This window comes from Mucilaginibacter sp. KACC 22773, from assembly GCF_028736215.1.
In the GTDB taxonomy this organism is placed as follows: domain Bacteria; phylum Bacteroidota; class Bacteroidia; order Sphingobacteriales; family Sphingobacteriaceae; genus Mucilaginibacter.
In genome coordinates, this window is the sequence record NZ_CP117883.1 from 6,133,010 (window position 1) to 6,153,962 (window position 20,953).

Consider the following 20,953-nt stretch of genomic DNA (forward strand, 5'->3'; position numbering starts at 1 on the left):
AGAATATATGAGTACTACTTTATTTGAGCAAGGCATCCAAGATCTGAATTTTACTTTTATTGAAGAAAGTGGGAACAGTGGAGTGCTTTTGACAAATAATTACCAAAATCTCGAAAAGGCACTAGCATCACCTGATGTGTTATTTGCCTTGGAAACAGCTAAAAGTAAATTTAATGCAGATGCTGTTTATTTTCGTTTTTTTCAGGATGGCCGTGCATCAGTTCCTCAATTATACATTTTCGATTTTACACAACGAAGTTTAACCGAAGCCGAAAAGAACCGTATTCATGTCCAGATGTGGAATGGCTACCAGGTACCGGCCTATCTCATTATAGAAAAATTTTCAGTTTCCATTTTTGATTCCCGTGAAAAACCCAAAGAAAATTTAACAAGTTACGCGAGTGAGATCATCCGGCTGACCGGGACGGCGATTAAAGACTTTAAGGCGCAAAGTTTTGACGATGGCCTTTTTTGGGAAGAACAGGACGAAAAGAAACATTTTAAATTTGAACAATCTGCTACTAAAGATTTGATCCGTGGATTAAAGCAGGTTTATAAGAGCTTCCAGGAGGAATCTGGGCTAAACAGGCATGTCGCGCTAAAGTTGCTTGTCCAATGCTTGCTGATCAAGTACCTGGAGGAGCGGGATGAAGACAGTGCAAGCGGCTATTTCGCAGGTACCTATTTTAAACGAAATTTCCAGTGTGATAATTTCTGCGATACCATTCGTAAAGGAAAATTATTAAACCTGTTGGATCAACTGTCTAAAGATTTTAACGGTAAAATATTTGAGTGGGACAAAACGACTGAAACTGAGGAACGCCTGGCCATACAGAAAACGGAGGTTATACATCTGGCCGATTACCTGGACGGAAACATTCAGAACAGTCAATATGTTTTATGGCGACTATATTCCTTTTCGCACTTGCCTGTGGAGGTCATCAGTTCCGTGTATGAGGAATTGCTGACCGACAGCAAAGATATTGTGTATACTCCGGAAATGATTGTCAGTACGCTGGTGGATGAATGTATGCCTTTGAAGAGCCCAAAGCAAGACTTTAAGCTAATCGACGTGAGTTGCGGTTCTGGCATATTCCTGGTCAAAAGTTATAAAAGGATAGTGCAGTGGTGGCGATATGAACAGTGGTTAAAACATGGAGAATTGGTAAAGCCGCCCTTATCTGTTTTAAGGGAGTTACTTTTAAAAAGCATTCATGGAATTGATATAGAGCCTGATGCTATCCGTCTTTCGATATTCAGCTTGGCCCTTGCCATTTTAGATGAGGTTAACCTTGACCCACCTACTTGGGGGAAATTGAAATTCCCGGATTTAAGCGAAAATATTGTCACTCAGGATTTCTTCCGTTTTATCATTTCCGAACCAGGAAATGATTTCGCGCTGGTAATTGGGAATCCTCCCTTTAATCTACAATCGATCAACGGCAAGGAACCCGATCGTACCAAGTTTTTTAAGAACCTGAAAAATAAAACAGGTTATAAGACTGAAATCAGCATACCAGACGAAAATCCTGCGCTTCATTTCTTGGTGCAATCAATGAAGTTACTTAAACAGGATGGTCTGTTGTGCCTTATACAGCCGTCCGGGCCATTATTGTATAAGGATGCTCCCTTGTTTAAAAATCACCTTTTCTCTAAGTATAATTTGTTACAGGTCATCGATTTTACCAAACTCGCAGATAAGCTCTGGGGAAGGAAAAATGTGGCTACTGCGGCTGTTTTCCTGCAAAATGCCGCACCTGATGCTGAGGCGGTATTACATCTTATTGGCAATCGAACATTTTCTAATTCTAACAGACTCTTTTTAGAATTTGATCGTTATGATTTTAATTTTATCAGTAAGGAGGCAGTTTTATCTAATCCCTACATCTGGAAAGCCAATTTATTAGGGGGCGGGCGTTTGGGGCAGTTAATTGATCGCTTGGCCGCAATGCCTACGCTTGGGCAGTTTTTGAAAGAAAAGGTAAAATCCGGGAATTGGAAATATGGAGAGGGTTATACTATCGGTAACAAAAAGCACCATGCCGATTTTATTCAGCACATGGTTTCCGTTAAACCTGAACACTTTCAAGAGTCTGGTGTGAGCAAAACTTCGATAGAAACTGAAGGCTATTTTGAGGCACCGCGAGAAAAGTCAAAAGAGATTTACTTAAAGCCGCATATCTTAATAAAAGAGAATATTGGTAAGCATAAGATTCCGATAGATTTTCTGACCCAAGATGCCGTATTTAGTCATGAAATTATCGGCATCCATGCTCCAGAAAGTGAAGTCGAACTATTGAAGGAAGTTTATCAACTATTCGTTACCAATAATTCACTATACCGTTTTTTTATATTAGTGACAAGTAACAGAGTTCTTGTTGGCCGGGCAACGGCAATTCTCAAAAAGGATATTGACAGTTTGCCTTTTTCGCTGGATCATCGGTTACTTTCGACGAGCCTTGCAGAAAAAATACTAATCGAAGATGTGCTTTCCTGCCAGTTGAGCCGTTCACAAAATCAATTTGAAGACACTGCTAAACCTGCTTTGGTTGCTTTTGCTGAGGTCTTTTGTAAAACACTCAATAGCGTTTATCAAAACAATGGAAAATCCTTTCAATTATTTAAAATAATCGATGCTGGGAAATATTATGCTATACACTTTGAATATACAGCAGATGAAACGATGCCAGAATTTGAAGAGACGAATAACCTGGAGCGATATATTCATGAGATAATTCCTTCTTCAAAGGAAAAGGGCCAAAGTACATCAATTCAACGTATTTTAAAGATCTATGGAAAGGATCGCCTGATCCTCGTTAAACCGAAACATCAGCGCTACTGGCTTCGATCAATTGCGTTAAGAGATGCAGACGAAACATTTGCCGATTATGTAAAAGCGAGGTATTATGCTGAAGGATAGTCTGCAAATTAATCAACCACCTCTTGCCAATGATTTGGATATTTCAGCTAGCTTAGAAGTAAACCAGATTCTTGCATTTTTGGACATTAATATCCCTGGCTTTCCCCCTTATTTTAAAGAAATAAAGGACTCTGATCGAGAGAACCGTATTAGTGATCTTTTGGTTCATCACTTACAACTTTGTAAAACTGAACAAAGTGATGGATTCTTTCCATTTGATTTTCGAAAGAATCCAACGCAAGCCATATCAGGAAAAGAAACAGATATCGGTGTATTTGTGCTAACGCGTGGAATAAGGCCATTGCCAATTCTTGAACTTGAAGCAAAACGATTTTCTGCTACCTCTAACAATGAACAATATGTTTCGGGAGCGGGGCGGGGTGGCATCGAAAGATTCAAACGGGGCGAACACTCATCTCACTTAACAATTTGTGGCATGTTAGCATATGTTCAAAAACCAACCAGTGACGATTGGATAAAAAAGGTAAATGGATGGATTGATAACTTGGCTATTACAAATACAGATAATACAATTGATTGGACTGGTAAAGATGAGAAGCTAATGAAAATTAAAACGTACTCAAAAGTTGAAAAGCTATCATCCAAACACATCCGGAAGCAATTTAGCGACACCATTTTCCTTTGGCACTATTTTATCGATCTCAATTAACTAATCTACTTTTCTAGTTAGAAAACGGACTGACAAACCATTCACCAAGTTTAGTCACTGGTCCAATAATTCACATAGCTTCTTTAGCTACTAACAGCAATGCCCACCTGATAATCCAATCCGTCCCGGCTTCCTTTTTCCAAAAGCCTGTGCAATCATTTTTTCGTTACTATTAAAAAGCTCCGGCGAATTGATGTAGTCGTCGGCACTATTGGCTGCACTCATCGCCGGACAGAATAATTTCATATATGACTGAAAGGAGAGCTTAAAGACAATCATCGGAAAGGTAGACGATAAGGTTTCCTATGTTTGCGCCGAAACGGTGTGGTCTTATTCATCATAATCTCCAGTCATTTACTGATAAATTGTTTTCATCCCAGGAATAATAAACCTCATCGCCCGTTTTTCAATTTTCTACCCAGTATCTGCCTGGGCCATTTGAAAGGTGCAGGCGGCAATATCAATGCAGCCGCTTGCCTGATCGATCTGCCAAACCGAGTAGCTGCGTATATTATCTTTGATATTAACAGCGCGACCTTTACCAACAAAAACGCGTAGGAATTGCCCGCTTTATAATTGGCATAAATGACAGCGTCGCTTTGTAAACGAATATGGAAAGAATTTGGGGTGAGCTCCATCTGATATACCGTATTCTATAAGTGTTTTCAAGTTTTGAGACTAATAATTTATTAAAAATTGATATAGGGCATCTTAATCGACAACGAACTATTAATCCAATTTTTGTTGATATTTTCCTAATAGCTTATAAATAGTCTCACTAATACGACTATAGTTGTACCGAATGTATTTTCTATTTAATGTTATATAAAACGGCGGAATTACATCGCCTTTTTGATTGAAATTTGCGCTTAACAAATCCCATAATTTATTCGGATTTTTATGTAAGTCATGCTCCATTTGCTCCAGTTCGCTGATGTGGATTAAAGTTAATGGGTACACATGGATCATTTTCCCTTGGTCTTTTAATAATTCCTTAAAACGGTTATTAAAAATCATAGTCATGAATGGTGTTTGAAAGGCCTTTTCATTCACTATTATCGCCGGCCAAACCATAAGTTTTTTGCAATTTTCTAAACTTGTGTCGATTTTTAACATCTCTTCTGATAAGCTATCGATTGCTTCACAAACCTTGTCTACACCAAAAGTTTTAAAAAATTTATTTCTATCATTTTTGTATAGTGCGTCAATGTTTCCACCATATTTCTCATTGTCATAAATCGAGGTGGATTTCACTTCAGCAATAAATATTCTATTTCGAGATCTGATATAGATATCACCAAGTTCAACCTCCTGTTTATTTTTAATGATTTTTAACTGATCGAATGTTCTAATTATACCTTCAGGTAGCATTTGCATTGCATATCTTATTTGAGTGTTTACATAACTTTCAAAAAAATAGCCAATAATCGATTTGAAATCCTGCATTGAAAATAAACTACCATCATTTTTGTTTTTTCCTTTTAAAAAGTCAAACCAAAAGTCATTAATAAATTGATAGTAGCTTTTTTCTAAAAGATGATTTTGATCAGTAAGAATAAACCTAAAATCGTCTCTTTTATAGAATGGGTACTTTCTAATACTCAGCAATTTGAAAGATTCATTACTCTCGAACCTTTCTGAAAGAATATCAAACACATATTTGGTTGGATGATTTTCGGGAACCTGGTAATGAAACTGTAAGTGTTCATGTTCTGCCTTATTCGCCATAAGTAGGCTATAGACCTCGAAAATGAACCTGTCATAAGTGAATTGATAAGTTTGTTCAAAATATACTTTTAAATAAACTGCAGTTTCGGGATGCTCTGATAAATATTCCATCAGCTTAAACCCTCTAAATACAATAAATAGTGGATCATTGATCAGCATTGATTCGTTTAACGGTAGCAACTTCGGTGATAGCGTTTCGAAGTTGATGGGCTCGTTTTCCTTACCTTCTGTAATTTTAGTTATTTCAGAATTGACGGAAAACATATATAGTAGAAAAGGTTCCCAGGTGTTGGGTGAAGACATTTGAAACCCTTCGATTACCGGAATATCAGATTGTATTATTTCTTCCATAGCAAAAAGACAGGCCTGCCTGGAAAAAATATATGGAGCCGGTGAACGAGTCGCCTCGCGAATTATGATTGCGTATTTCTTAAATAAATCTGGGCGTTGACCACAAAACCATAGCAATTCACGTTCCTGGGTTGCCCAGGTTGTATCTACTTTTCGTTTCACCCCACCTGATAATCGGTAATTTAATCCAGCAATTTCAAGTAAAAGAATATCCTTGGATAAATGCCGAATTAATGAAGTTCGATCTTTTGGCGGGTCTTTTTTAAAAATTGTATGGTAGCCGAGGATACCGAAGGTTGTAGGTCTAGAATTACTCATATGCTATAAATTGCATGAATGTCTTTGAATAAAATTAGCACTTAAATTAGTTCTTTTTAATTCTGAAAAGCCATAATCTCAATAAACGTGTTTAGTTTATCGTGATAATATGCTAATACTTATATTGCTTATTATTCTGCGCCTTTATTAAGCATTTTTAAAAATTCAAGGATATGAATAAAGCCGATGTTTTAAAATTTGTGTGCTACGCAAATACACTGCGCAGCTATATATCAATTTTGGAAAAAAAAGATGAAATGGTATAACATTGATGATGGGGATTATCCTGATCTTGAGGAGCCGGTCTTACTGGCCAAAGATCCGACAACGGATTTTATAAAAGAATGTCGACTGGGAAGATTGGTTTATATGGATGGCACAAATGAAAAGGGCTGGTTTGTCGATAATGATGAAGCCACTATAACAGTTGCCTCCAGGAGATATTGGGCTAAACTAATTGAAACACCAATCGGTATTCCAAAGACAGATAATCTGGAAATTCTTAAAGTTTTTTTTGAAGGATATATGGGAGAGCTACGGCTCTATGAAAAAAAATTCCAGAAGCTCGCGGCCTGCATGATCACCAGTGGTAAAGGCACTTATTCATTGGATTACTATATCTCAGGCATTTTAAACAGAAGTCTATCCCTTATATACGGATTTGAAACATTAATCGGGACATCAAATTTTTTATCTGCAGCTCATTTGGTTCGTCCACACTTAGATAATTATTTAAGGCTTTCTGCCGCGTGGATGGTTAGCGAGCCCCATGCATTTGCAACTAACGTTTGGAAAGGAGAAGTAATTAGGAAGATGAAAGACAAATCCGGTAAATTCATGACGGATTCCTATTTGAAAGATAAAGCCGCTGAAGATTATCCTTGGATAACTAATGTTTACCAAGCCACTTCAGGTTTTATACATTTTGGCGAAAAGCATATCAGAAACGCAACTACTTTAATTACAGGCGAAGAGGATACTTTAACGACATTCATTGGCAAGGTAGACAATCAGGTTTCCTATGAGTCTAAAATTGAAGCCACTATTGGCATGATCGAAATATCGAATTGTATTGCTAAACAAGTTTATGGTTGGATTGAAACCAAGCGAATAAAAGGATAAAAAATTCAGCCTATTATATAATTTTGACTCTTAGTTTTCTTTTTTTTTCTATTTCAATTATTTTGAAAAGCTTAGAATTAAAATTTGACTGATGTTTTATACCCTTTTAAACTAATTTATGTTTTATCACGGTTTTATCAGAAATAAAAAAGGCATTTACGATTTTCGTAAATGCCTGATTATCAATGTGGAGAATATCGGAGTCGAACCGATGACCTCTTGCATGCCATGCAAGCGCTCTAGCCAGCTGAGCTAATCCCCCGTTGCGGGTGGCAAATATATAATTTTAAGTATTAAAAAAGAATTTGATTTTAAAAAATTAGCTGCCGGGCTTAAAATCGCTATCCAATATCAATTGCATAAATTTCAAATCCAGCCAACGGTCAAACTTATAACCAACCTGCTTAAAAGTACCTATCTCTGTAAAACCAAGCTTCTGGTGCAGTTTAATACTCGCGACATTCCCGGCATCAATGCCCGCAACAATAGTATGTATTGGCTGCTGTTTTACTGCTTCGATGAGTTGCCATAAAAGTTTTTCGGCTATACCTTGCTGCCTGTAAGCTTTGTGAACATATACAGAATGTTCAATAGTATACTGGTAGGCAGCCCATGCCCTGAAGGGACCATAAGTTGCAAATCCGGTTACCATGCCATCAAGCTCGGCCACTAAAACAGGAATATTGTGGTGGCGCTTGTCCTCCAGCCAATGCAGGCGCATATCAATAGTATGAGGTTCATAACTATACACGGCCGTTGTATTCAATATGGCATCATTGTAAATATCAAGTATACCTTGGGCATCTTTGATTGATGCCAGCCGAATGGTCAAATCAGCATTTCTGTTTTCCATAGTATTTTAATCCATTATATAAACATAAACCCTGAAAGCATTCTTCAATAGTTTTAACCCCTGAAGATTTTCGTCAAAATTACTCAAATGATGGTTTTAAACCCAAGTCCTTAAAACAAGTAAAGCCCCTGATGGGCAGGGGCCTTTACTAACCAATTATAAACCTAAATTATGAGAAGACTTTTTTTGTGTTTGTATTACGGTGTAAAAGTAACACTAAGTTTTTATATTATTAAAAATTATTTTGTAATTTTATTGTAACTTTTATCAAAACACCTCAATACCGCTGTTTGATTTTCAAAAATACAAATAATTCATTATTAATGTGATAATTTTTTAAAAAATTAATTATTAAGTTTTATAAAACCAAAAAGACAAAAAGAATATTATACTTTTCTTCATTTTTTTCCATTAAAAATTAAAATAAGCCAAAATAAACAGAATAAAAATCAAAAAATCACTTAAAAAATATTTCAAAATGATTTTCAATTGAATTTATGTCAAATTTTATTCCAAAAAATCATTTTTAAATAAAAAAATACATAAAATCCATTTTTTTTAATCCCATCCATCAAAAAAATCCGAATTTTTATTGACAATTTAAACTTCCTACATCTGAAGATATTGTGAACACCGGGATAAAATTTACTTTAAATAAGCACAATTTAAAAACTGCATCTTCATTTTTGCAGCGCGTTTTACAGTTTTAAATTTATGACAACTAACCCGCCTACAAAAGCACACCCGCATTTAACATCGTTCACTTTATGGATTATGACCATTGCCACTTGTCTGGTGGTGGCCAATATTTACTACAACCAACCTTTGCTGGCCGATATTGCACACACTTTTAAAATCTCTGATAAAAAAGCCCAGCAGGTTTCGCTATTTACTCAAATTGGATATGCAACCGGTTTATTGTTTATTATACCACTGGCCGATATGCTTAAACGTAAGCGATTAATATTGATAGATTTTGCCCTTGTCATTATCTCGTTATTAATAAGCGCGGTAGCACCATCGGTGCTGGTGTTAACAATAGCCGGATTTTTAGTGGGGGTATCTTCGGTAATACCACAATTACTGATACCTATGGCCGCGCACCTGGCCAAACCGGCCGAACGCGGTAAAAAAATTGGCTTTGTAATGAGCGGCCTGTTGATAGGTATACTATTATCACGTACGCTAAGTGGTTTTATTGGCCAACATTTTGGCTGGCGTACAATGTACTATATAGCTACGGGGTTAATGCTGGCCATGTGGCTAATGATATTTTTCTTTTTGCCCGAAGTTGAACCCGATTATAAAGGCAATTATAAAAACCTGATGAAATCGCTCATCCACCTGGTTAAAACTCAGCCAAAACTCAGGATGGCTGCCTTCCGGGGGGCCCTATGCTTTGCCGGTTTTAGCGCGTTTTGGACAACGCTGGTATTTTTACTAAAACAGCCCCAATTCAACGAAGGTAGTTCTGTTGCCGGCCTCTTTGGATTAGTCGGCGCGTTTGGCGCGTTGGCAGCCGGCTTAATGGGCAGGTTAAGCGACAAAATGGATTCATACAAATTGTCAGGATATACACTATTATTAGTACTCGTTTCTTTTATCATCTTCTATTTCTCCAACAGCAGCATCGTTGGTTTAATTATAGGGGTAATTGTATTGGATATGGGTGTGCAGGCTACACATATTTCTAACCAATCTATCATATTCGGCTTGATCCCCGAGGCGCGTAACAGGCTAAACACGGTATACATGGTGTGTTATTTTATAGGCGGCGCTTCGGGCACATTTTTGGCCAGCCTGGTTTGGAAAACTTACCAGTGGACCGGCGTGTGTGCCATTGGCGTTACATTGGCAGCCATCGCGCTGGCTGCGCACTTTATTAACTACAAAAAAAACGTTCGGAACTAAAGCAAGTGTTCGGTTATTGAGTACTAAGCGAACAGTGATTTTTGCGTTTTGAAATCCACGCTTTCAAAAATTTTAATTTTTATTAAAAATAAAAGTTACTCAAAAACAGATATTTACATGTTATTGTAAAAATATTTTGAGCCAAAGATGACTTTTATGTTTTTTTGGCACGCTGTTGGAATACTACTCATCAAATGTAGCTGTTATGGAAACTAAAAAGACAACGGTTAAGGAAAGCGAAAAGGAATGGGAAAACCCGGTGGAGCCAACAAAAACAACAGATGCACGCGATGAGGAGCAAATTTTAAGGCAATACAATGAAGCAAAACGCCGCAAAAATAACCTTACCGAAAACCAGGAGACTGAAAAAAACGATTAAACAAAGACATTTAAAACATACAAAAAAACTAAAACTATGAAAAGCACCAAAAAATTATCTACCAACAAATTAGTAGCGCGTTTTGATAAAGAATTAAAATTGTTACTGATGAATGATTTGAAATCTATAAAAGCTAAAGCAACCCGTTTAGCAACCGCAGCCTAATTAAAACTTACAACACACTTACCTATATATAAAACATCTACCTATGAAAGCTTCTAAAACAAACCCAACCATCAGCGAATTAATTGCCCGCTTTGACGACGAGTTACTGAACATTTTATTGGAAGATCTTAGGAACTTCAAAGAAAGAAATCAATTTGTGCACAACAACAAGAAGGTAGCAGTACAATCAACACGTAAAGCTGCCTGACCATCATATATCTACATCTACCTATTAAAGTACAACATCGCACCTATGAAAACGGATAGAGCCCTGCTAAAACAGGGCTTTATTTTTTTGTGGCGTATTTAACAATCAGTCGTGCGGTTTTGGCCGATGCACCGGGTTGGCCCATCCTTTGGTCAAGGGCATCATAATCTTTCAACATCGTTTCACGGTAACTGCCTTCATTAATCAGTGCACCAAGTTCGGCAGCTATTTTCAGCTCATTACAGTCTTCCTGGATAAGCTCCTTTACTATCGCCCTGCTTACAATCAGGTTAACCAATGATATAAATTTAACTTTTACCAACATACGGGCTATCGCGATGGTTAACGCGTTGCCTTTATATACTACTACTTGTGGTATGTTAAACAAGGCAGTCTCTAAAGTTGCAGTTCCCGAGGCAACAATGGCGGCATGCGCGTTGGTTAACAAATCGTATGTGGCATTAAATATTACGGGAATATTGGTATCCTTCACAAACTGGCTGTAAAACCCGGGCTTAAATGATGGCGCTCCTGCTATAACAAACTGATAGTCTTTAAACTGCCTGGCTACGGCAATCATATCCGGCAATAAATAATTTATTTCCTGTTTGCGGCTGCCCGGCAACAGCGCTATGATCTTTTTACCAGATACATTATTTTGCTTTAAAAATTCGGGATTAGGCTCAAATGCAGTTATTGCATCCAGCAACGGATTGCCTACATAATCAACATCCATTCCCCAGCTTTTATAAAAATCAACTTCAAAAGGCAATATGCAAAACAGATGATCAACTATCCGCTTGATTTTTAATACCCGCTTTTGGTTCCATGCCCATACTTTGGGCGAAATGTAGTAGTTAACCCGCAGGCCGATGGATTTAGCGTATTCTGCTATTTTTAAATTAAAGCCCGGAAAATCAATCAACACCAAAACGTCGGGTTGGTATGCCGCAATATCATCTTTACAGGCTTTCATGTTTTTGAGGATGGCACGCAGGTTAACAACAACCTCCACAAAACCCATAAAGGCCATATCGGCATAGTGCTTCACCAGGGTTCCACCTTCGGCCTTCATCAGGTCGCCGCCAAAAAAACGAAATTCGGCGGCCAGATCAAGCTCCTTAAGTGCTTTCATCAGGTTGGCCCCGTGCAAATCGCCCGAGGCTTCGCCGGCTACCAGGTAATACTTCATCGGATGGGTTGTAATTTGAGTAAAAACACCGCTGCCGTAAATACAAAGGTGATCAATATCATCCCCGTGCCTGTATTGTCTTTCCCCTGCTTAAAACAATATCGGATGATAAAAAGATTCAGCGCTATGGCAACCAAATACGGAATACCCGGTTTATTTAATATCAAAAAGCTGCCTTTAAGCAGGTATAAAAAAATAAACAGGCTGATACCCGGCAATATCGAGCCGCCTACCAAACCAACCACTATACTGTTATTTTTAAGCATGTATTTTATTTAGCACAGCAATTTACACATTAAATGCCCAGGTGTTTAAAAACGGGATGGCGTGGTGCGCCGTCATATCAAACTGAACAGGTACCACCGATGCGTAATTGTGTTCTAAAGCCCAAACATCGGTATCCTCGCCACCATCGTTTAACTGAAAAACACCGGTTAGCCAGTAATAGGGCCGTTTATGCGGATCAACCCTTTCATCAAATTCTTCGGCCCATTTAGCGTTAGCCTGCCGGCAAATCTTGATTCCTTTAATATCGTGGGTGTTCGGAAAATTCACGTTAAGTAACGTATTTGCAGGTAAACCGTTGGCTAAAACCTGCAGGGCAAGCTCCTTAATATATTTAACGCAATGGCTAAAGTTAGCATCCAGGTTATAATCATCTAAAGAAAAACCAATAGATGGAATACTTTCAATAGCGCCTTCAACAGCTGCCGACATGGTGCCGGAGTACAATACGTTAATGGAATTATTTAAGCCATGGTTAATGCCCGATACGCATAAATCGGGCTTAAGCCCTTTAAATACTTTATTTACGGCAAGCTTCACACAATCAACCGGCGTACCAGAGCAGCGGTACATTTCGATGCCCTCATAAATATCTACCTTATCTAAACGTAAAGGTTTACCTATAGTAATGGCGTGCCCCATGCCCGATTGCGGGCTATCGGGTGCAACAACCACTACCCTGCCTATCTCGCTCATGGCTTCAATTAATACTTTGATGCCGGGGGCGGTTATGCCATCATCGTTAACAACAAGTATGGTGGGTTTGATTGATTTCATCACGCGAAATTAATTATATTTGATTTATGCTGACGACTGAAAAGAAATAACTCTTGATGAATATCTGCAGATGCCCATTGGTGCACCTTACCAATACATCAACGGGTGCTTGATTGATTGGCCATCCCGAACAGTAAATCATCAACTTACCCTTGCAGCGGTAGCTACAGCCTTTATAACTTATGAAGACAGGGTTAAAAACGAAGGCACTTATTTAATGCGACCAATTGAAGTAATACTCGGCAATCAAAACTCCTTTCAGCCAGACTTTGTTTACGTTGCCGAAGAAAGGCGCGATATCATTAGGGATTATATTTATGGTCCGCCCGATTTGGTTGTCGAGGTTCTATGGGAAAAGAACGCCTATTATGACCTTCGCCCTAAAAAAGACACCTACGAAAAATACGGTGTAAAAGAATACGTCATTATTGACCCTATAGCGCAGAACGCCGATCTTTATGTATTAAGGGATGGCGTTTATTACCTTCATCAAAAAACGCAGAAAAATGAGATAGTCCATTCTTTAATCTTGCCTGGCTTTGCAATTGAACTTGCAAAGGTTTTCAAATAAAAAGGCCCCGTTCCCGGAGCCTTTTCAATGTTATAAACTGTTTATCCATTTCACCAGTTCATCGCGCGTTTTACCGGTTTTTTGCTGGAGTCTTCCTAACGTTTCGTCGTCTTTACCTTGTTCGTAAGTTAAATCATCGTCGGTAAGATCGCCGTAGGCTTGTTTTATTTTACCCTTCAATTCATTCCAACCACCCTTAATTTGTAATTTATCCATGATGTTTTTTATTTAGATGTATTTGTATAACACCCGGGGAATGATATGGTTTTTGAGGAAGAGGCAAGATATTAGAATCAAGAGTTAAGACGAAAGCATAAAGAGCCAAATTAATGCATGTCATGGCAGCTTCTTAATCTCTTGACTCTCCCCCTATTCTTCCACAAACTGTTTCAGCACCCTTCGTTCAAAATCATGAGATGACCATAGCTCTATTTTGTAATGGTCTGTACCCTCATCTGCTTCGGGATCGTTGTTGGCCAAATCGTACGAATAAACCCTGATGCGGTAGTAGCCCGGCGTTACGATGGCTTTTAGTTGAATTTTGCTATCCGGATAATCAAGCACTTCCAGTATTCCCGAGCTTATCCTTACACCCGCCTCAACCACGTGATCGTATTTCTTAAAATCTTTTTCCCTGCTCGGGGCATCCAGTATATCAAGCTGTGCTTTTACATGACCAAAGCTTCCAATGCTGAGGCCAACTATATCCCTGTCTTTTGCTGTCGCCATCCTATCGTTATATGCCGAGGATGTCCAAAAACCAGGGTCGCCTGTTTCGCCGGTAAACGCCGAATCACAAAGGTAAAACTGGTTCTCTTTGGTAAAAAAATCGAGCCGGTATCGTGCAGAAGGGCGGCTTTTAAAAGAAAAAAAAAACATTGATGCTCCTATGAAAAGGAATAGAAGTGTACGATACAACTGTCGTTTATTCATACAATAAGTTAGGATGCGCAAGTTATTTAAAAAAAGAGTTAAGGCCTGAAGCATCATCGAATAAAAACAAAAAGCCAAGAACCGAAGATTTAACTATCTTGATTCTTGACTCTTAATTCTTGACTCTCTTCCTTACAACGCTCCTGCCTTAATTTCTTCAACCACGGCCGGGTCAAGCAAGGTAGAGGTATCGCCTAAGTTGGATGTTTCACCTTCGGCTATTTTGCGCAAAATACGGCGCATAATTTTCCCCGACCTGGTTTTTGGCAGCCCGGTCACAAACTGGATTTTATCCGGCTTGGCTATGGCACCTATAATACGGGCAACGGTCATGGTGATATCCTTGCGCGCAAGTTCCGAATCGCCATGCTGGTTAGGGCATACCACAAAGGCATAAACGCCCTGTCCCTTAATATCATGCGGATAACCCACAACGGCCGATTCAACAACGCTGCTGTGCATATTAATAGCATTCTCTACTTCGGCGGTGCCAATGCGGTGACCGGATACGTTCAGCACGTCGTCAACCCGGCCGGTGATGCGGTAGTAGCCATCTTCGTCCCTTAAACAGCCGTCGCCGGTAAAGTACATATTTTCGTAAGTGGCAAAGTAGGTGGTGCGGCAGCGTTCATGATCGCCATAGGTAGTACGCAGCATTCCCGGCCATGGAAACTTGATACAAAGGTTGCCGCTTACGCCGTTACCTTCAATCACTTTACCATTTTCATCAACCAGTACCGGCTGTACACCTGGCAATGGTAAAGTTGCATACCCCGGCTTAGTTGGGGTAACATTGCAAATTGGAGATATCATCAACCCGCCATTTTCTGTTTGCCACCAGGTATCGGCAATAGGGCATTTGCCGTGGCCTATCTTTTCATCGTACCAGTGCCATGCTTCTTCGTTTATCGGCTCGCCTACCGAACCCAGTTTGGTTAACGAACTTAGGTCTTTACCTTTCAAAGGCTCCTCGCCGAAGCTCATTAATGAACGGATAGCAGTTGGCGCGGTATATAATATATTAACTTTAAACTTATCTACTATATCCCAAAAACGGCCGGCATCCGGGTAGGTTGGCACACCTTCAAACATCAAAGTTGTTGCCCCCTGCGATAACGGGCCATAAACAATGTATGAGTGCCCGGTTATCCAGCCTATATCGGCAGTACAAAAATAAACCTCGCCTTTGTTGTACTGAAATACATTGGCAAAAGTATAACCTGTGTAAACCATGTAGCCGCCTGTGGTATGCACCACACCTTTGGGTTTACCTGTTGAGCCGGAGGTATATAAAATGAACAGCATATCCTCGGCATCCATTACTTCGGCGGGGCAATCGGGATTACCCTGGGTTTCTACCTTTTTAACTTCATCTTCCCACCAAACGTCACGGCCTTTTATCATGGATACCGGCGTACGGCTGCGGGTTAATACTATTACTCTTTTAACAGACCGGCATTGCACCAACGCATCATCAATAACACCTTTTAACGGTATGGCCTTATTGCCACGGAAGCCGCCATCGGCAGTAATAACTATATTACACTCGGCATCGTTTATCCTATCGGCAATGGATTGTGCCGAAAAACCGCCAAATACTACAGAATGGATAGCGCCAATACGGGCACAAGCCAAAACGGCTATAGCCAATTCGGGAATCATTGGCATGTAAATACAAATACGGTCGCCTTTTTTTGCGCCATTATTTTTTAAAACATTGGCAAACTGGCAAACTTTATCGTGCAGCTGGCGATAGGTTAATATCCGGTGATCTTCCTGCGGATCATTAGGCTCCCAGATGATGGCCGGTTTATCGCCAATAGTTTCAAGGTGACGGTCGAGACAATTTTCGGTTATATTTAGTTTGGCGCCCTGGAACCATTTTATTTTAGGCTCTTTAAAATTCCAGTCCAATACCTTATCCCACTTTTTTTGCCATAAAAAGTTTTCGGCTATACCGGCCCAAAATTCTTCGGGTTGCTCAATACTTTGTTGGTATACCTGCTTGTATTCGTCAAATGATGTAATCTTCATAGTGTTTATAATGGAGGGCCTAATTTAATAATTTATATATGATGTAAATATTAATTCTGCAACTTTTTAAAATTATTTAAAAAGTGTATAAATTTAAAAGGCAAGTGTATGGCAAACAAGCAGAATACCATCATTTGGGTACTAATAGCCGTTTTTTGATTTATTTTTATGTTTTTTAAAATATCCTTTTTTTTTCAAATCTACAATTGTTTCATTCACCATGAGTTAACTTAATTATGAGGTACCAGACATCAATATTGCTTATTATTAGTTTGTTAGTTTTCACCTGTAAAAAAACAGACTCAACAAAAACCAAGGTTAATATCAATGGCAAAACAGAAACATTAAATGGACACGTGAAAGAAATATATTCTTATTCTTCAAAATACGATTTTACAAGGCTTACAATTGACCAGGAAGGGCGTACGCTAACTTCAAGTGTAAATACGTTGAGTATAGCAATACTGGAAAATAGAACTGACACTACGATAACGAAAGAAAATACAACTTATACTTACAATGACAAAAACGGCAAGGTTAAATCAATGATTGGGGAAACAATAACAAATGGGAGTAAAGAATCATCCAAACTAAACTTTGACACATTAGGCCGTCCTATAGATGACAAAGGAGACACAATTATAACTCATAACGTTAACCGTTATAAATACGACAAGCATGGTAATCTAATTGAATTTATATACGCGGAATGGGAAACAAAACTTGAACCTACGGCAACCAGATATAAATACGATAAACAAAACCGCGTTATTGAAGAAACAGAATATGAACCAGTTGATCTACTTTTATCCAAGAAGACCTATGAATATACTGTCGTAGATTCGAAAAAAAACTGGATAAAGGCTATAGTTCGATATAAAGCCTATCCTCCACTACATTTTGATCCGAGAACAGATACCATAAGCCGTAAAATCAGCTATTATTGAGGTGTTTAAGCTATATAAAATCTTTTTGAATTATTTTTAATACCGCTATTGAATATTTGATTAAAAAGTCTGATATTTGCAAACTCTTTTTGAATAAAGGGTTGATAATTAAAAATATTTGTCATGTCAAGAATTTGTGATCTAACAGGAAAAGCATCTATAGTTGGTAACAACGTTTCTAACTCAAACGTTAAAACTAAACGCAGATTTCATCCTAACTTAAAACTTAAAAAGTTTTATATCCCTGAAGAGGATAAATGGATTACCTTAAAGGTATCTACTTCGGCTGTAAAAACCATCACTAAAAATGGTATTACTGCATGTATCAATAAATTTGTAAAAAAAGGATACATTTAGTAGTTGTACGTTAACGGTTTTACAAATTGTAAAATTAAAAGCGTACAAGGTATAATTTGAAAAATTACGTAAGCCGTGACGGTGATGCGTACAACATAAAAAGAAAATGGCAAAAAAAGGCAACAGGGTTCAGGTTATATTAGAGTGTACTGAACACAAAACAAGCGGTATGCCAGGCATGTCTCGCTATATTACCACCAAGAACAAAAAAAATACCACTGAAAGACTGGAAATGAAAAAATTCAACCCGGTTTTAAGGAAAGTAACTGTTCATAAAGAGATTAAGTAATTGGTTGATTAAGTTGATTGGTTGATTAGGTTTAGATCCCTGGCATCAGTTAACTCACTAATTCAATGATTCACTAATTCAATAATTAAAAGAAATGGCAAAGAAAGTAGTTGCAACACTGAAAGTAGCAGGTAAAGGCAAAGAATATTCAAAAGTTATCACAATGAACAAATCACCAAAAACCGGTGCTTATTCATTCAAAGAGCAAATTGTTCCTAACGACGCTGTTAAGGACATCATTGCAGGCAAATAATATTTGCTTAAACTTTTGATCAAAATATCGAAGCCGTCTTGTTTTTACGAGAGGGCTTTTTTGTTGAGGTCTGAACCGGAACTAAACGAATTAAAAAATTACCAGAATTCTATTAATTCCTAAATTCGCTTAATTCGGGTTCAGAAAAACAATCTGCACATCTGTAATCTAAAATCTGCACATCTAAAATGGGATTATTTGATTTTTTTAAGAAAAAGGAAAATACACAGCAGGAGCAGCAAGCCCTTGATAGCGGTTTAGAAAAAACCAAGGATAATTTTTTTTCAAAGATAACCAAGGCCGTCGCAGGTAAATCAACCGTTGATGATGATGTGCTGGATGATTTGGAAGAGATCCTGGTAACATCAGACGTGGGTGTAAAAACCACGCTCAAGATCATCGAACGCATTCAGGAACGTGTAGCCCGCGATAAATACATTGGCACCGGCGAACTGAATGTGTTGCTGAAAGATGAGATCCAAAAACTCCTGGCCGAAAATAACAGTAACGATTTCCGCAATTTTGAATATGGCGATCATAAGCCCTATGTAATCATGGTGGTTGGCGTTAACGGCGTAGGTAAAACTACTACTATTGGCAAACTGGCACATAAGCTAAAGCAAGCCGGCAATAAAGTAGTGCTTGGCGCTGCCGATACTTTTCGTGCGGCAGCCGTCGATCAATTGCAACTTTGGGGCAAACGGGTTGATGTAAAAGTAGTGGCACAGCCAATGGGTTCCGATCCTGCTTCTGTAGCATATGATACCCTTCGCTCAGCTGTTGCCAACGGTGATGATGTAGCGATAATTGATACTGCCGGCAGATTACACAATAAAGTAGGCCTGATGAACGAGCTTACCAAAATTAAAAATGTGATGCAAAAGGTAATTCCCGGCGCGCCACACGAAATACTATTGGTATTGGATGCATCAACCGGTCAAAATGCAATTGAGCAATGCAAGCAGTTTACCGAGGCCACCAATGTAAACGCCCTGGCCTTAACCAAGCTTGATGGCACGGCTAAAGGTGGTGTGGTAATAGGGATATCAGATCAGTTTAAAATCCCGGTAAAATATATAGGTGTAGGCGAAGGCATGGAGCATCTGCAGTTGTTTGACAGGCAGGCTTTCGTCGATTCTTTATTCAAGCAATAAAATCATGTCATTGCGAGGAGGAACGACGAAGCAATCTCTTCCCTTGCAATTCAACTCTGTATAGTTCGCGATTGCTTCGTTCCTCGCAATGACAATTTTTTCATTGCAATGATTAGTGTGTTATGAAGACAAAAGAAATTTCCCGGCCGATAGCTAAACCTGTTAAACAACGTGTTAACGTGGTTACTTTAGGTTGTTCAAAAAACATATACGATTCTGAGATATTGATGGGCCAGCTGAAAGGCAACCAGTTTGACGTGGTACACGAGGCCGAAAAAGTGGGTAAAAACGATATCATAGTTATCAATACCTGCGGCTTTATCGATAACGCTAAACAGGAATCTATTGATACCATCCTCCAATATAGCGAACTTAAAGAACAAGGCAAAGTTGGTAAGGTAATAGTTACCGGTTGCTTAAGCGAACGTTACAAACCCGAGTTGGAAGCCGAAATAACAAATGTTGACGCTTACTTTGGTACCAATGACCTGCAAAACCTGCTGGCTTCTGTAGGTGCCAACTACAAACACGAACTGATTGGCGAACGTCTATTAACCACGCCATCCCATTTTGCTTATTTTAAAATTGCCGAAGGTTGTAACCGACCATGTTCGTTCTGCGCTATTCCGCTGATGCGCGGCAAGCATTTGAGCACACCTATTGACCAATTGGTTAAAGATGCCCAAAACCTGGTAAAAAACGGCACCAAAGAACTAATACTCATTGCCCAGGACTTAACCTACTACGGCCTCGACCTGTACGGTAAACGTAATCTGGATGAGTTATTACGCCGCCTGAGCGACGTTAACGGTGTAGAGTGGATCAGGCTGCAATACGCTTACCCATCCGGCTTCCCGATGGAGGTTTTAGATGTAATGAACGAGCGCGATAACATTTGCAAATACATGGATATGCCATTACAGCACATCAGCGATGATATGCTTAAATCTATGCGCCGTGGTATCACCAAACAAAAAACCATCGACTTGGTAAACCAGATTCGTGATAAAGTGCCCGGCATTGCCATGCGTACTACCCTCATCACCGGCTACCCTGGCGAAACCCAGCAGGATTTTGAAGAAATGGCCCAATGGGTTGAGGATACTAAATTCGATCGCCTTGGCTGCTTCACTTATTCGCATGAGGAAAAAACACATGCCCATTCGCTGATAGATGATGTCCCCGACGAACTAAAACAGGAACGTGCCGACGCCATTATGGAAATTCAGCAGGGAATTTCTTTTGACAAAAACCAGGAAAAAATTGGCCACACATTTAAGGTTTTGGTTGATAAAAAAGACGGCAACTACTTTGTTGGCCGTACAGAATTTGATTCTCCGGAAGTTGACAACGAGGTTTTAATTGATGCCAGCATTGATTATGCAACCGTTGGCAGCTTTGTTAACGTGAAGATAGACAGTGCCGAAGACTTTGATCTTTATGGACAAATTGTAAAATAATATTAATTTGCGGCTTGCTGTTGAGTGAATTGAGATTAAAAATCTAATTTCGACACCAGCATTTAATATTTTGATG

At 38.9% G+C, this 20,953-nt stretch carries 23 protein-coding genes and 1 tRNA gene; 14 read left to right on the top strand and 10 right to left on the bottom strand.

All coding sequences use genetic code 11. The annotated features are described in order from the left end of the window. The first annotated feature begins 7 nt into the window (after positions 1–7). Positions 8–2,920 carry an Eco57I restriction-modification methylase domain-containing protein gene (locus tag PQ469_RS25450; protein WP_274210193.1) on the top strand — a complete coding sequence of 971 codons (2,913 nt, stop codon included), beginning with the start codon at positions 8–10 and terminating at the stop codon, positions 2,918–2,920. Further along, on the top strand, positions 2,907–3,590 hold the full coding sequence (locus PQ469_RS25455) for a hypothetical protein (RefSeq protein WP_274210194.1): 684 nt from the start codon (positions 2,907–2,909) through the stop codon (positions 3,588–3,590). Before PQ469_RS25450 ends, PQ469_RS25455 begins: the two co-directional genes overlap by 14 nt. A gap of 90 nt (positions 3,591–3,680) precedes the next feature. On the opposite strand, the gene PQ469_RS25460 is transcribed toward PQ469_RS25455, so the two are convergent. Continuing rightward, a complete protein-coding gene (locus tag PQ469_RS25460) occupies positions 3,681–3,836 on the bottom strand; it encodes a hypothetical protein (RefSeq protein ID WP_274210195.1) in 156 nt (51 codons plus the stop codon). 483 nt (positions 3,837–4,319) lie between these two features. Then, on the bottom strand, positions 4,320–5,987 hold the full coding sequence (locus PQ469_RS25465; protein ID WP_274210196.1) for a hypothetical protein: 1,668 nt from the start codon (positions 5,985–5,987) through the stop codon (positions 4,320–4,322). A 252-nt stretch (positions 5,988–6,239) separates the two neighbouring features. On the opposite strand from PQ469_RS25465, the gene PQ469_RS25470 reads away from it, so the two are divergent. Then, positions 6,240–7,109, top strand: a complete 870-nt coding sequence (locus tag PQ469_RS25470) for a hypothetical protein (protein WP_274210197.1) — start codon at positions 6,240–6,242, stop codon at positions 7,107–7,109. A 188-nt stretch (positions 7,110–7,297) separates the two neighbouring features. On the opposite strand, the gene PQ469_RS25475 is transcribed toward PQ469_RS25470, so the two are convergent. Together PQ469_RS25475 and PQ469_RS25480 are read right to left on the bottom strand one after the other, a co-directional pair. After that, a tRNA-Ala gene (locus tag PQ469_RS25475) sits at positions 7,298–7,371 on the bottom strand. A 57-nt stretch (positions 7,372–7,428) separates the two neighbouring features. Beyond that, the gene (locus tag PQ469_RS25480) at positions 7,429–7,962 is read right to left on the bottom strand and encodes a GNAT family N-acetyltransferase (RefSeq protein ID WP_274210198.1); all 534 of its coding nucleotides are present in this window, start codon (positions 7,960–7,962) and stop codon (positions 7,429–7,431) included. A 714-nt stretch (positions 7,963–8,676) separates the two neighbouring features. Between PQ469_RS25480 and PQ469_RS25485 the strand changes: the two genes are divergently transcribed. The 4 genes from PQ469_RS25485 to PQ469_RS25500 all read left to right on the top strand — a co-directional run bounded on the left by PQ469_RS25485 (position 8,677) and on the right by PQ469_RS25500 (position 10,625). Then, positions 8,677–9,873: an MFS transporter gene (locus PQ469_RS25485; RefSeq protein WP_274210199.1), complete on the top strand. Its 1,197-nt coding sequence runs from the start codon at positions 8,677–8,679 to the stop codon at positions 9,871–9,873. 205 nt (positions 9,874–10,078) lie between these two features. Further along, positions 10,079–10,252 carry a hypothetical protein gene (locus PQ469_RS25490; protein WP_177183707.1) on the top strand — a complete coding sequence of 58 codons (174 nt, stop codon included), beginning with the start codon at positions 10,079–10,081 and terminating at the stop codon, positions 10,250–10,252. Positions 10,253–10,288: 36 nt separating this feature from the next. Further along, entirely contained in the window at positions 10,289–10,417 is a 129-nt protein-coding gene (locus PQ469_RS25495) for a hypothetical protein (RefSeq protein WP_274210200.1), read from the top strand. A 43-nt stretch (positions 10,418–10,460) separates the two neighbouring features. Continuing rightward, a complete protein-coding gene (locus tag PQ469_RS25500; RefSeq protein ID WP_274210201.1) occupies positions 10,461–10,625 on the top strand; it encodes a hypothetical protein in 165 nt (54 codons plus the stop codon). Between the two features lie 79 nt (positions 10,626–10,704). Here PQ469_RS25500 and lpxB read toward each other — a convergent pair whose 3' ends face one another. Genes lpxB through surE form a run of 3 tightly spaced genes read right to left on the bottom strand, consistent with a single transcriptional unit; the run spans position 10,705 to position 12,879 of the window. After that, positions 10,705–11,817 (bottom strand): lipid-A-disaccharide synthase, encoded by a 1,113-nt coding sequence (lpxB, locus tag PQ469_RS25505; protein ID WP_274210202.1) that lies wholly within the window; start codon positions 11,815–11,817, stop codon positions 10,705–10,707. Next, positions 11,814–12,083, bottom strand: a complete 270-nt coding sequence (locus tag PQ469_RS25510; protein ID WP_274210203.1) for a hypothetical protein — start codon at positions 12,081–12,083, stop codon at positions 11,814–11,816. Before PQ469_RS25510 ends, lpxB begins: the two co-directional genes overlap by 4 nt. A 22-nt stretch (positions 12,084–12,105) precedes the next feature. Further along, positions 12,106–12,879 carry a 5'/3'-nucleotidase SurE gene (surE, locus tag PQ469_RS25515; protein ID WP_090641345.1) on the bottom strand — a complete coding sequence of 258 codons (774 nt, stop codon included), beginning with the start codon at positions 12,877–12,879 and terminating at the stop codon, positions 12,106–12,108. Positions 12,880–12,949: 70 nt separating this feature from the next. Here surE and PQ469_RS25520 point away from each other — a divergent pair, with 70 nt between their 5' ends. Next, positions 12,950–13,450 (top strand): Uma2 family endonuclease, encoded by a 501-nt coding sequence (locus PQ469_RS25520; RefSeq protein ID WP_274210204.1) that lies wholly within the window; start codon positions 12,950–12,952, stop codon positions 13,448–13,450. Positions 13,451–13,480: 30 nt separating this feature from the next. Here the strand turns inward: PQ469_RS25520 and PQ469_RS25525 are convergent, their stop codons facing one another. From PQ469_RS25525 to acs, 3 genes are all read right to left on the bottom strand, one after another. Further along, on the bottom strand, positions 13,481–13,666 hold the full coding sequence (locus PQ469_RS25525) for a CsbD family protein (RefSeq protein ID WP_274210205.1): 186 nt from the start codon (positions 13,664–13,666) through the stop codon (positions 13,481–13,483). A 153-nt stretch (positions 13,667–13,819) separates the two neighbouring features. Beyond that, positions 13,820–14,329 carry a hypothetical protein gene (locus PQ469_RS25530; protein ID WP_274210206.1) on the bottom strand — a complete coding sequence of 170 codons (510 nt, stop codon included), beginning with the start codon at positions 14,327–14,329 and terminating at the stop codon, positions 13,820–13,822. Positions 14,330–14,515: 186 nt separating this feature from the next. Then, positions 14,516–16,417 (bottom strand): acetate--CoA ligase, encoded by a 1,902-nt coding sequence (acs, locus tag PQ469_RS25535; protein ID WP_274210207.1) that lies wholly within the window; start codon positions 16,415–16,417, stop codon positions 14,516–14,518. Positions 16,418–16,653: 236 nt separating this feature from the next. Between acs and PQ469_RS25540 the strand changes: the two genes are divergently transcribed. The 6 genes from PQ469_RS25540 to rimO all read left to right on the top strand — a co-directional run bounded on the left by PQ469_RS25540 (position 16,654) and on the right by rimO (position 20,877). Beyond that, the gene (locus tag PQ469_RS25540) at positions 16,654–17,364 is read left to right on the top strand and encodes a hypothetical protein (protein ID WP_274210208.1); all 711 of its coding nucleotides are present in this window, start codon (positions 16,654–16,656) and stop codon (positions 17,362–17,364) included. A gap of 123 nt (positions 17,365–17,487) precedes the next feature. Further along, positions 17,488–17,721: a 50S ribosomal protein L28 gene (gene rpmB / locus PQ469_RS25545; RefSeq protein ID WP_090641306.1), complete on the top strand. Its 234-nt coding sequence runs from the start codon at positions 17,488–17,490 to the stop codon at positions 17,719–17,721. A 106-nt stretch (positions 17,722–17,827) separates the two neighbouring features. Further along, the gene (gene rpmG, locus PQ469_RS25550) at positions 17,828–18,010 is read left to right on the top strand and encodes a 50S ribosomal protein L33 (protein WP_067063463.1); all 183 of its coding nucleotides are present in this window, start codon (positions 17,828–17,830) and stop codon (positions 18,008–18,010) included. A 94-nt stretch (positions 18,011–18,104) separates the two neighbouring features. Continuing rightward, complete coding sequence (locus tag PQ469_RS25555) at positions 18,105–18,263, top strand: DUF4295 domain-containing protein (RefSeq protein ID WP_090641302.1); 159 nt, start codon at positions 18,105–18,107, stop codon at positions 18,261–18,263. Positions 18,264–18,451: 188 nt separating this feature from the next. Next, positions 18,452–19,417 (top strand): signal recognition particle-docking protein FtsY, encoded by a 966-nt coding sequence (gene ftsY / locus PQ469_RS25560; RefSeq protein WP_274210209.1) that lies wholly within the window; start codon positions 18,452–18,454, stop codon positions 19,415–19,417. Between the two features lie 122 nt (positions 19,418–19,539). Continuing rightward, the gene (gene rimO / locus PQ469_RS25565; RefSeq protein WP_274210210.1) at positions 19,540–20,877 is read left to right on the top strand and encodes a 30S ribosomal protein S12 methylthiotransferase RimO; all 1,338 of its coding nucleotides are present in this window, start codon (positions 19,540–19,542) and stop codon (positions 20,875–20,877) included. The last annotated feature ends 76 nt before the right edge of the window (positions 20,878–20,953 follow it).

Bases quoted from the DNA above. Each gene is read 5' to 3' on its own strand.
- PQ469_RS25460 (WP_274210195.1), bottom strand. From the start codon at position 3,836: ATGAAATTATTCTGTCCGGCGATGAGTGCAGCCAATAGTGCCGACGAC.
- rpmG (WP_067063463.1), top strand. From the start codon at position 17,828: ATGGCAAAAAAAGGCAACAGGGTTCAGGTTATATTAGAGTGTACTGAA.
- PQ469_RS25540 (WP_274210208.1), top strand. From the start codon at position 16,654: ATGAGGTACCAGACATCAATATTGCTTATTATTAGTTTGTTAGTTTTC.
- PQ469_RS25490 (WP_177183707.1), top strand. From the start codon at position 10,079: ATGGAAACTAAAAAGACAACGGTTAAGGAAAGCGAAAAGGAATGGGAA.
- PQ469_RS25500 (WP_274210201.1), top strand. From the start codon at position 10,461: ATGAAAGCTTCTAAAACAAACCCAACCATCAGCGAATTAATTGCCCGC.
- ftsY (WP_274210209.1), top strand. From the start codon at position 18,452: ATGGGATTATTTGATTTTTTTAAGAAAAAGGAAAATACACAGCAGGAG.
- rpmB (WP_090641306.1), top strand. From the start codon at position 17,488: ATGTCAAGAATTTGTGATCTAACAGGAAAAGCATCTATAGTTGGTAAC.
- PQ469_RS25485 (WP_274210199.1), top strand. From the start codon at position 8,677: ATGACAACTAACCCGCCTACAAAAGCACACCCGCATTTAACATCGTTC.
- PQ469_RS25465 (WP_274210196.1), bottom strand. From the start codon at position 5,987: ATGAGTAATTCTAGACCTACAACCTTCGGTATCCTCGGCTACCATACA.
- PQ469_RS25450 (WP_274210193.1), top strand. From the start codon at position 8: ATGAGTACTACTTTATTTGAGCAAGGCATCCAAGATCTGAATTTTACT.
- PQ469_RS25510 (WP_274210203.1), bottom strand. From the start codon at position 12,083: ATGCTTAAAAATAACAGTATAGTGGTTGGTTTGGTAGGCGGCTCGATA.
- PQ469_RS25530 (WP_274210206.1), bottom strand. From the start codon at position 14,329: ATGTTTTTTTTTTCTTTTAAAAGCCGCCCTTCTGCACGATACCGGCTC.
- PQ469_RS25555 (WP_090641302.1), top strand. From the start codon at position 18,105: ATGGCAAAGAAAGTAGTTGCAACACTGAAAGTAGCAGGTAAAGGCAAA.
- rimO (WP_274210210.1), top strand. From the start codon at position 19,540: ATGAAGACAAAAGAAATTTCCCGGCCGATAGCTAAACCTGTTAAACAA.
- acs (WP_274210207.1), bottom strand. From the start codon at position 16,417: ATGAAGATTACATCATTTGACGAATACAAGCAGGTATACCAACAAAGT.
- surE (WP_090641345.1), bottom strand. From the start codon at position 12,879: ATGAAATCAATCAAACCCACCATACTTGTTGTTAACGATGATGGCATA.
- PQ469_RS25525 (WP_274210205.1), bottom strand. From the start codon at position 13,666: ATGGATAAATTACAAATTAAGGGTGGTTGGAATGAATTGAAGGGTAAA.
- PQ469_RS25495 (WP_274210200.1), top strand. From the start codon at position 10,289: ATGAAAAGCACCAAAAAATTATCTACCAACAAATTAGTAGCGCGTTTT.
- PQ469_RS25520 (WP_274210204.1), top strand. From the start codon at position 12,950: ATGCCCATTGGTGCACCTTACCAATACATCAACGGGTGCTTGATTGAT.
- PQ469_RS25480 (WP_274210198.1), bottom strand. From the start codon at position 7,962: ATGGAAAACAGAAATGCTGATTTGACCATTCGGCTGGCATCAATCAAA.
- PQ469_RS25470 (WP_274210197.1), top strand. From the start codon at position 6,240: ATGAAATGGTATAACATTGATGATGGGGATTATCCTGATCTTGAGGAG.
- lpxB (WP_274210202.1), bottom strand. From the start codon at position 11,817: ATGAAGTATTACCTGGTAGCCGGCGAAGCCTCGGGCGATTTGCACGGG.
- PQ469_RS25455 (WP_274210194.1), top strand. From the start codon at position 2,907: ATGCTGAAGGATAGTCTGCAAATTAATCAACCACCTCTTGCCAATGAT.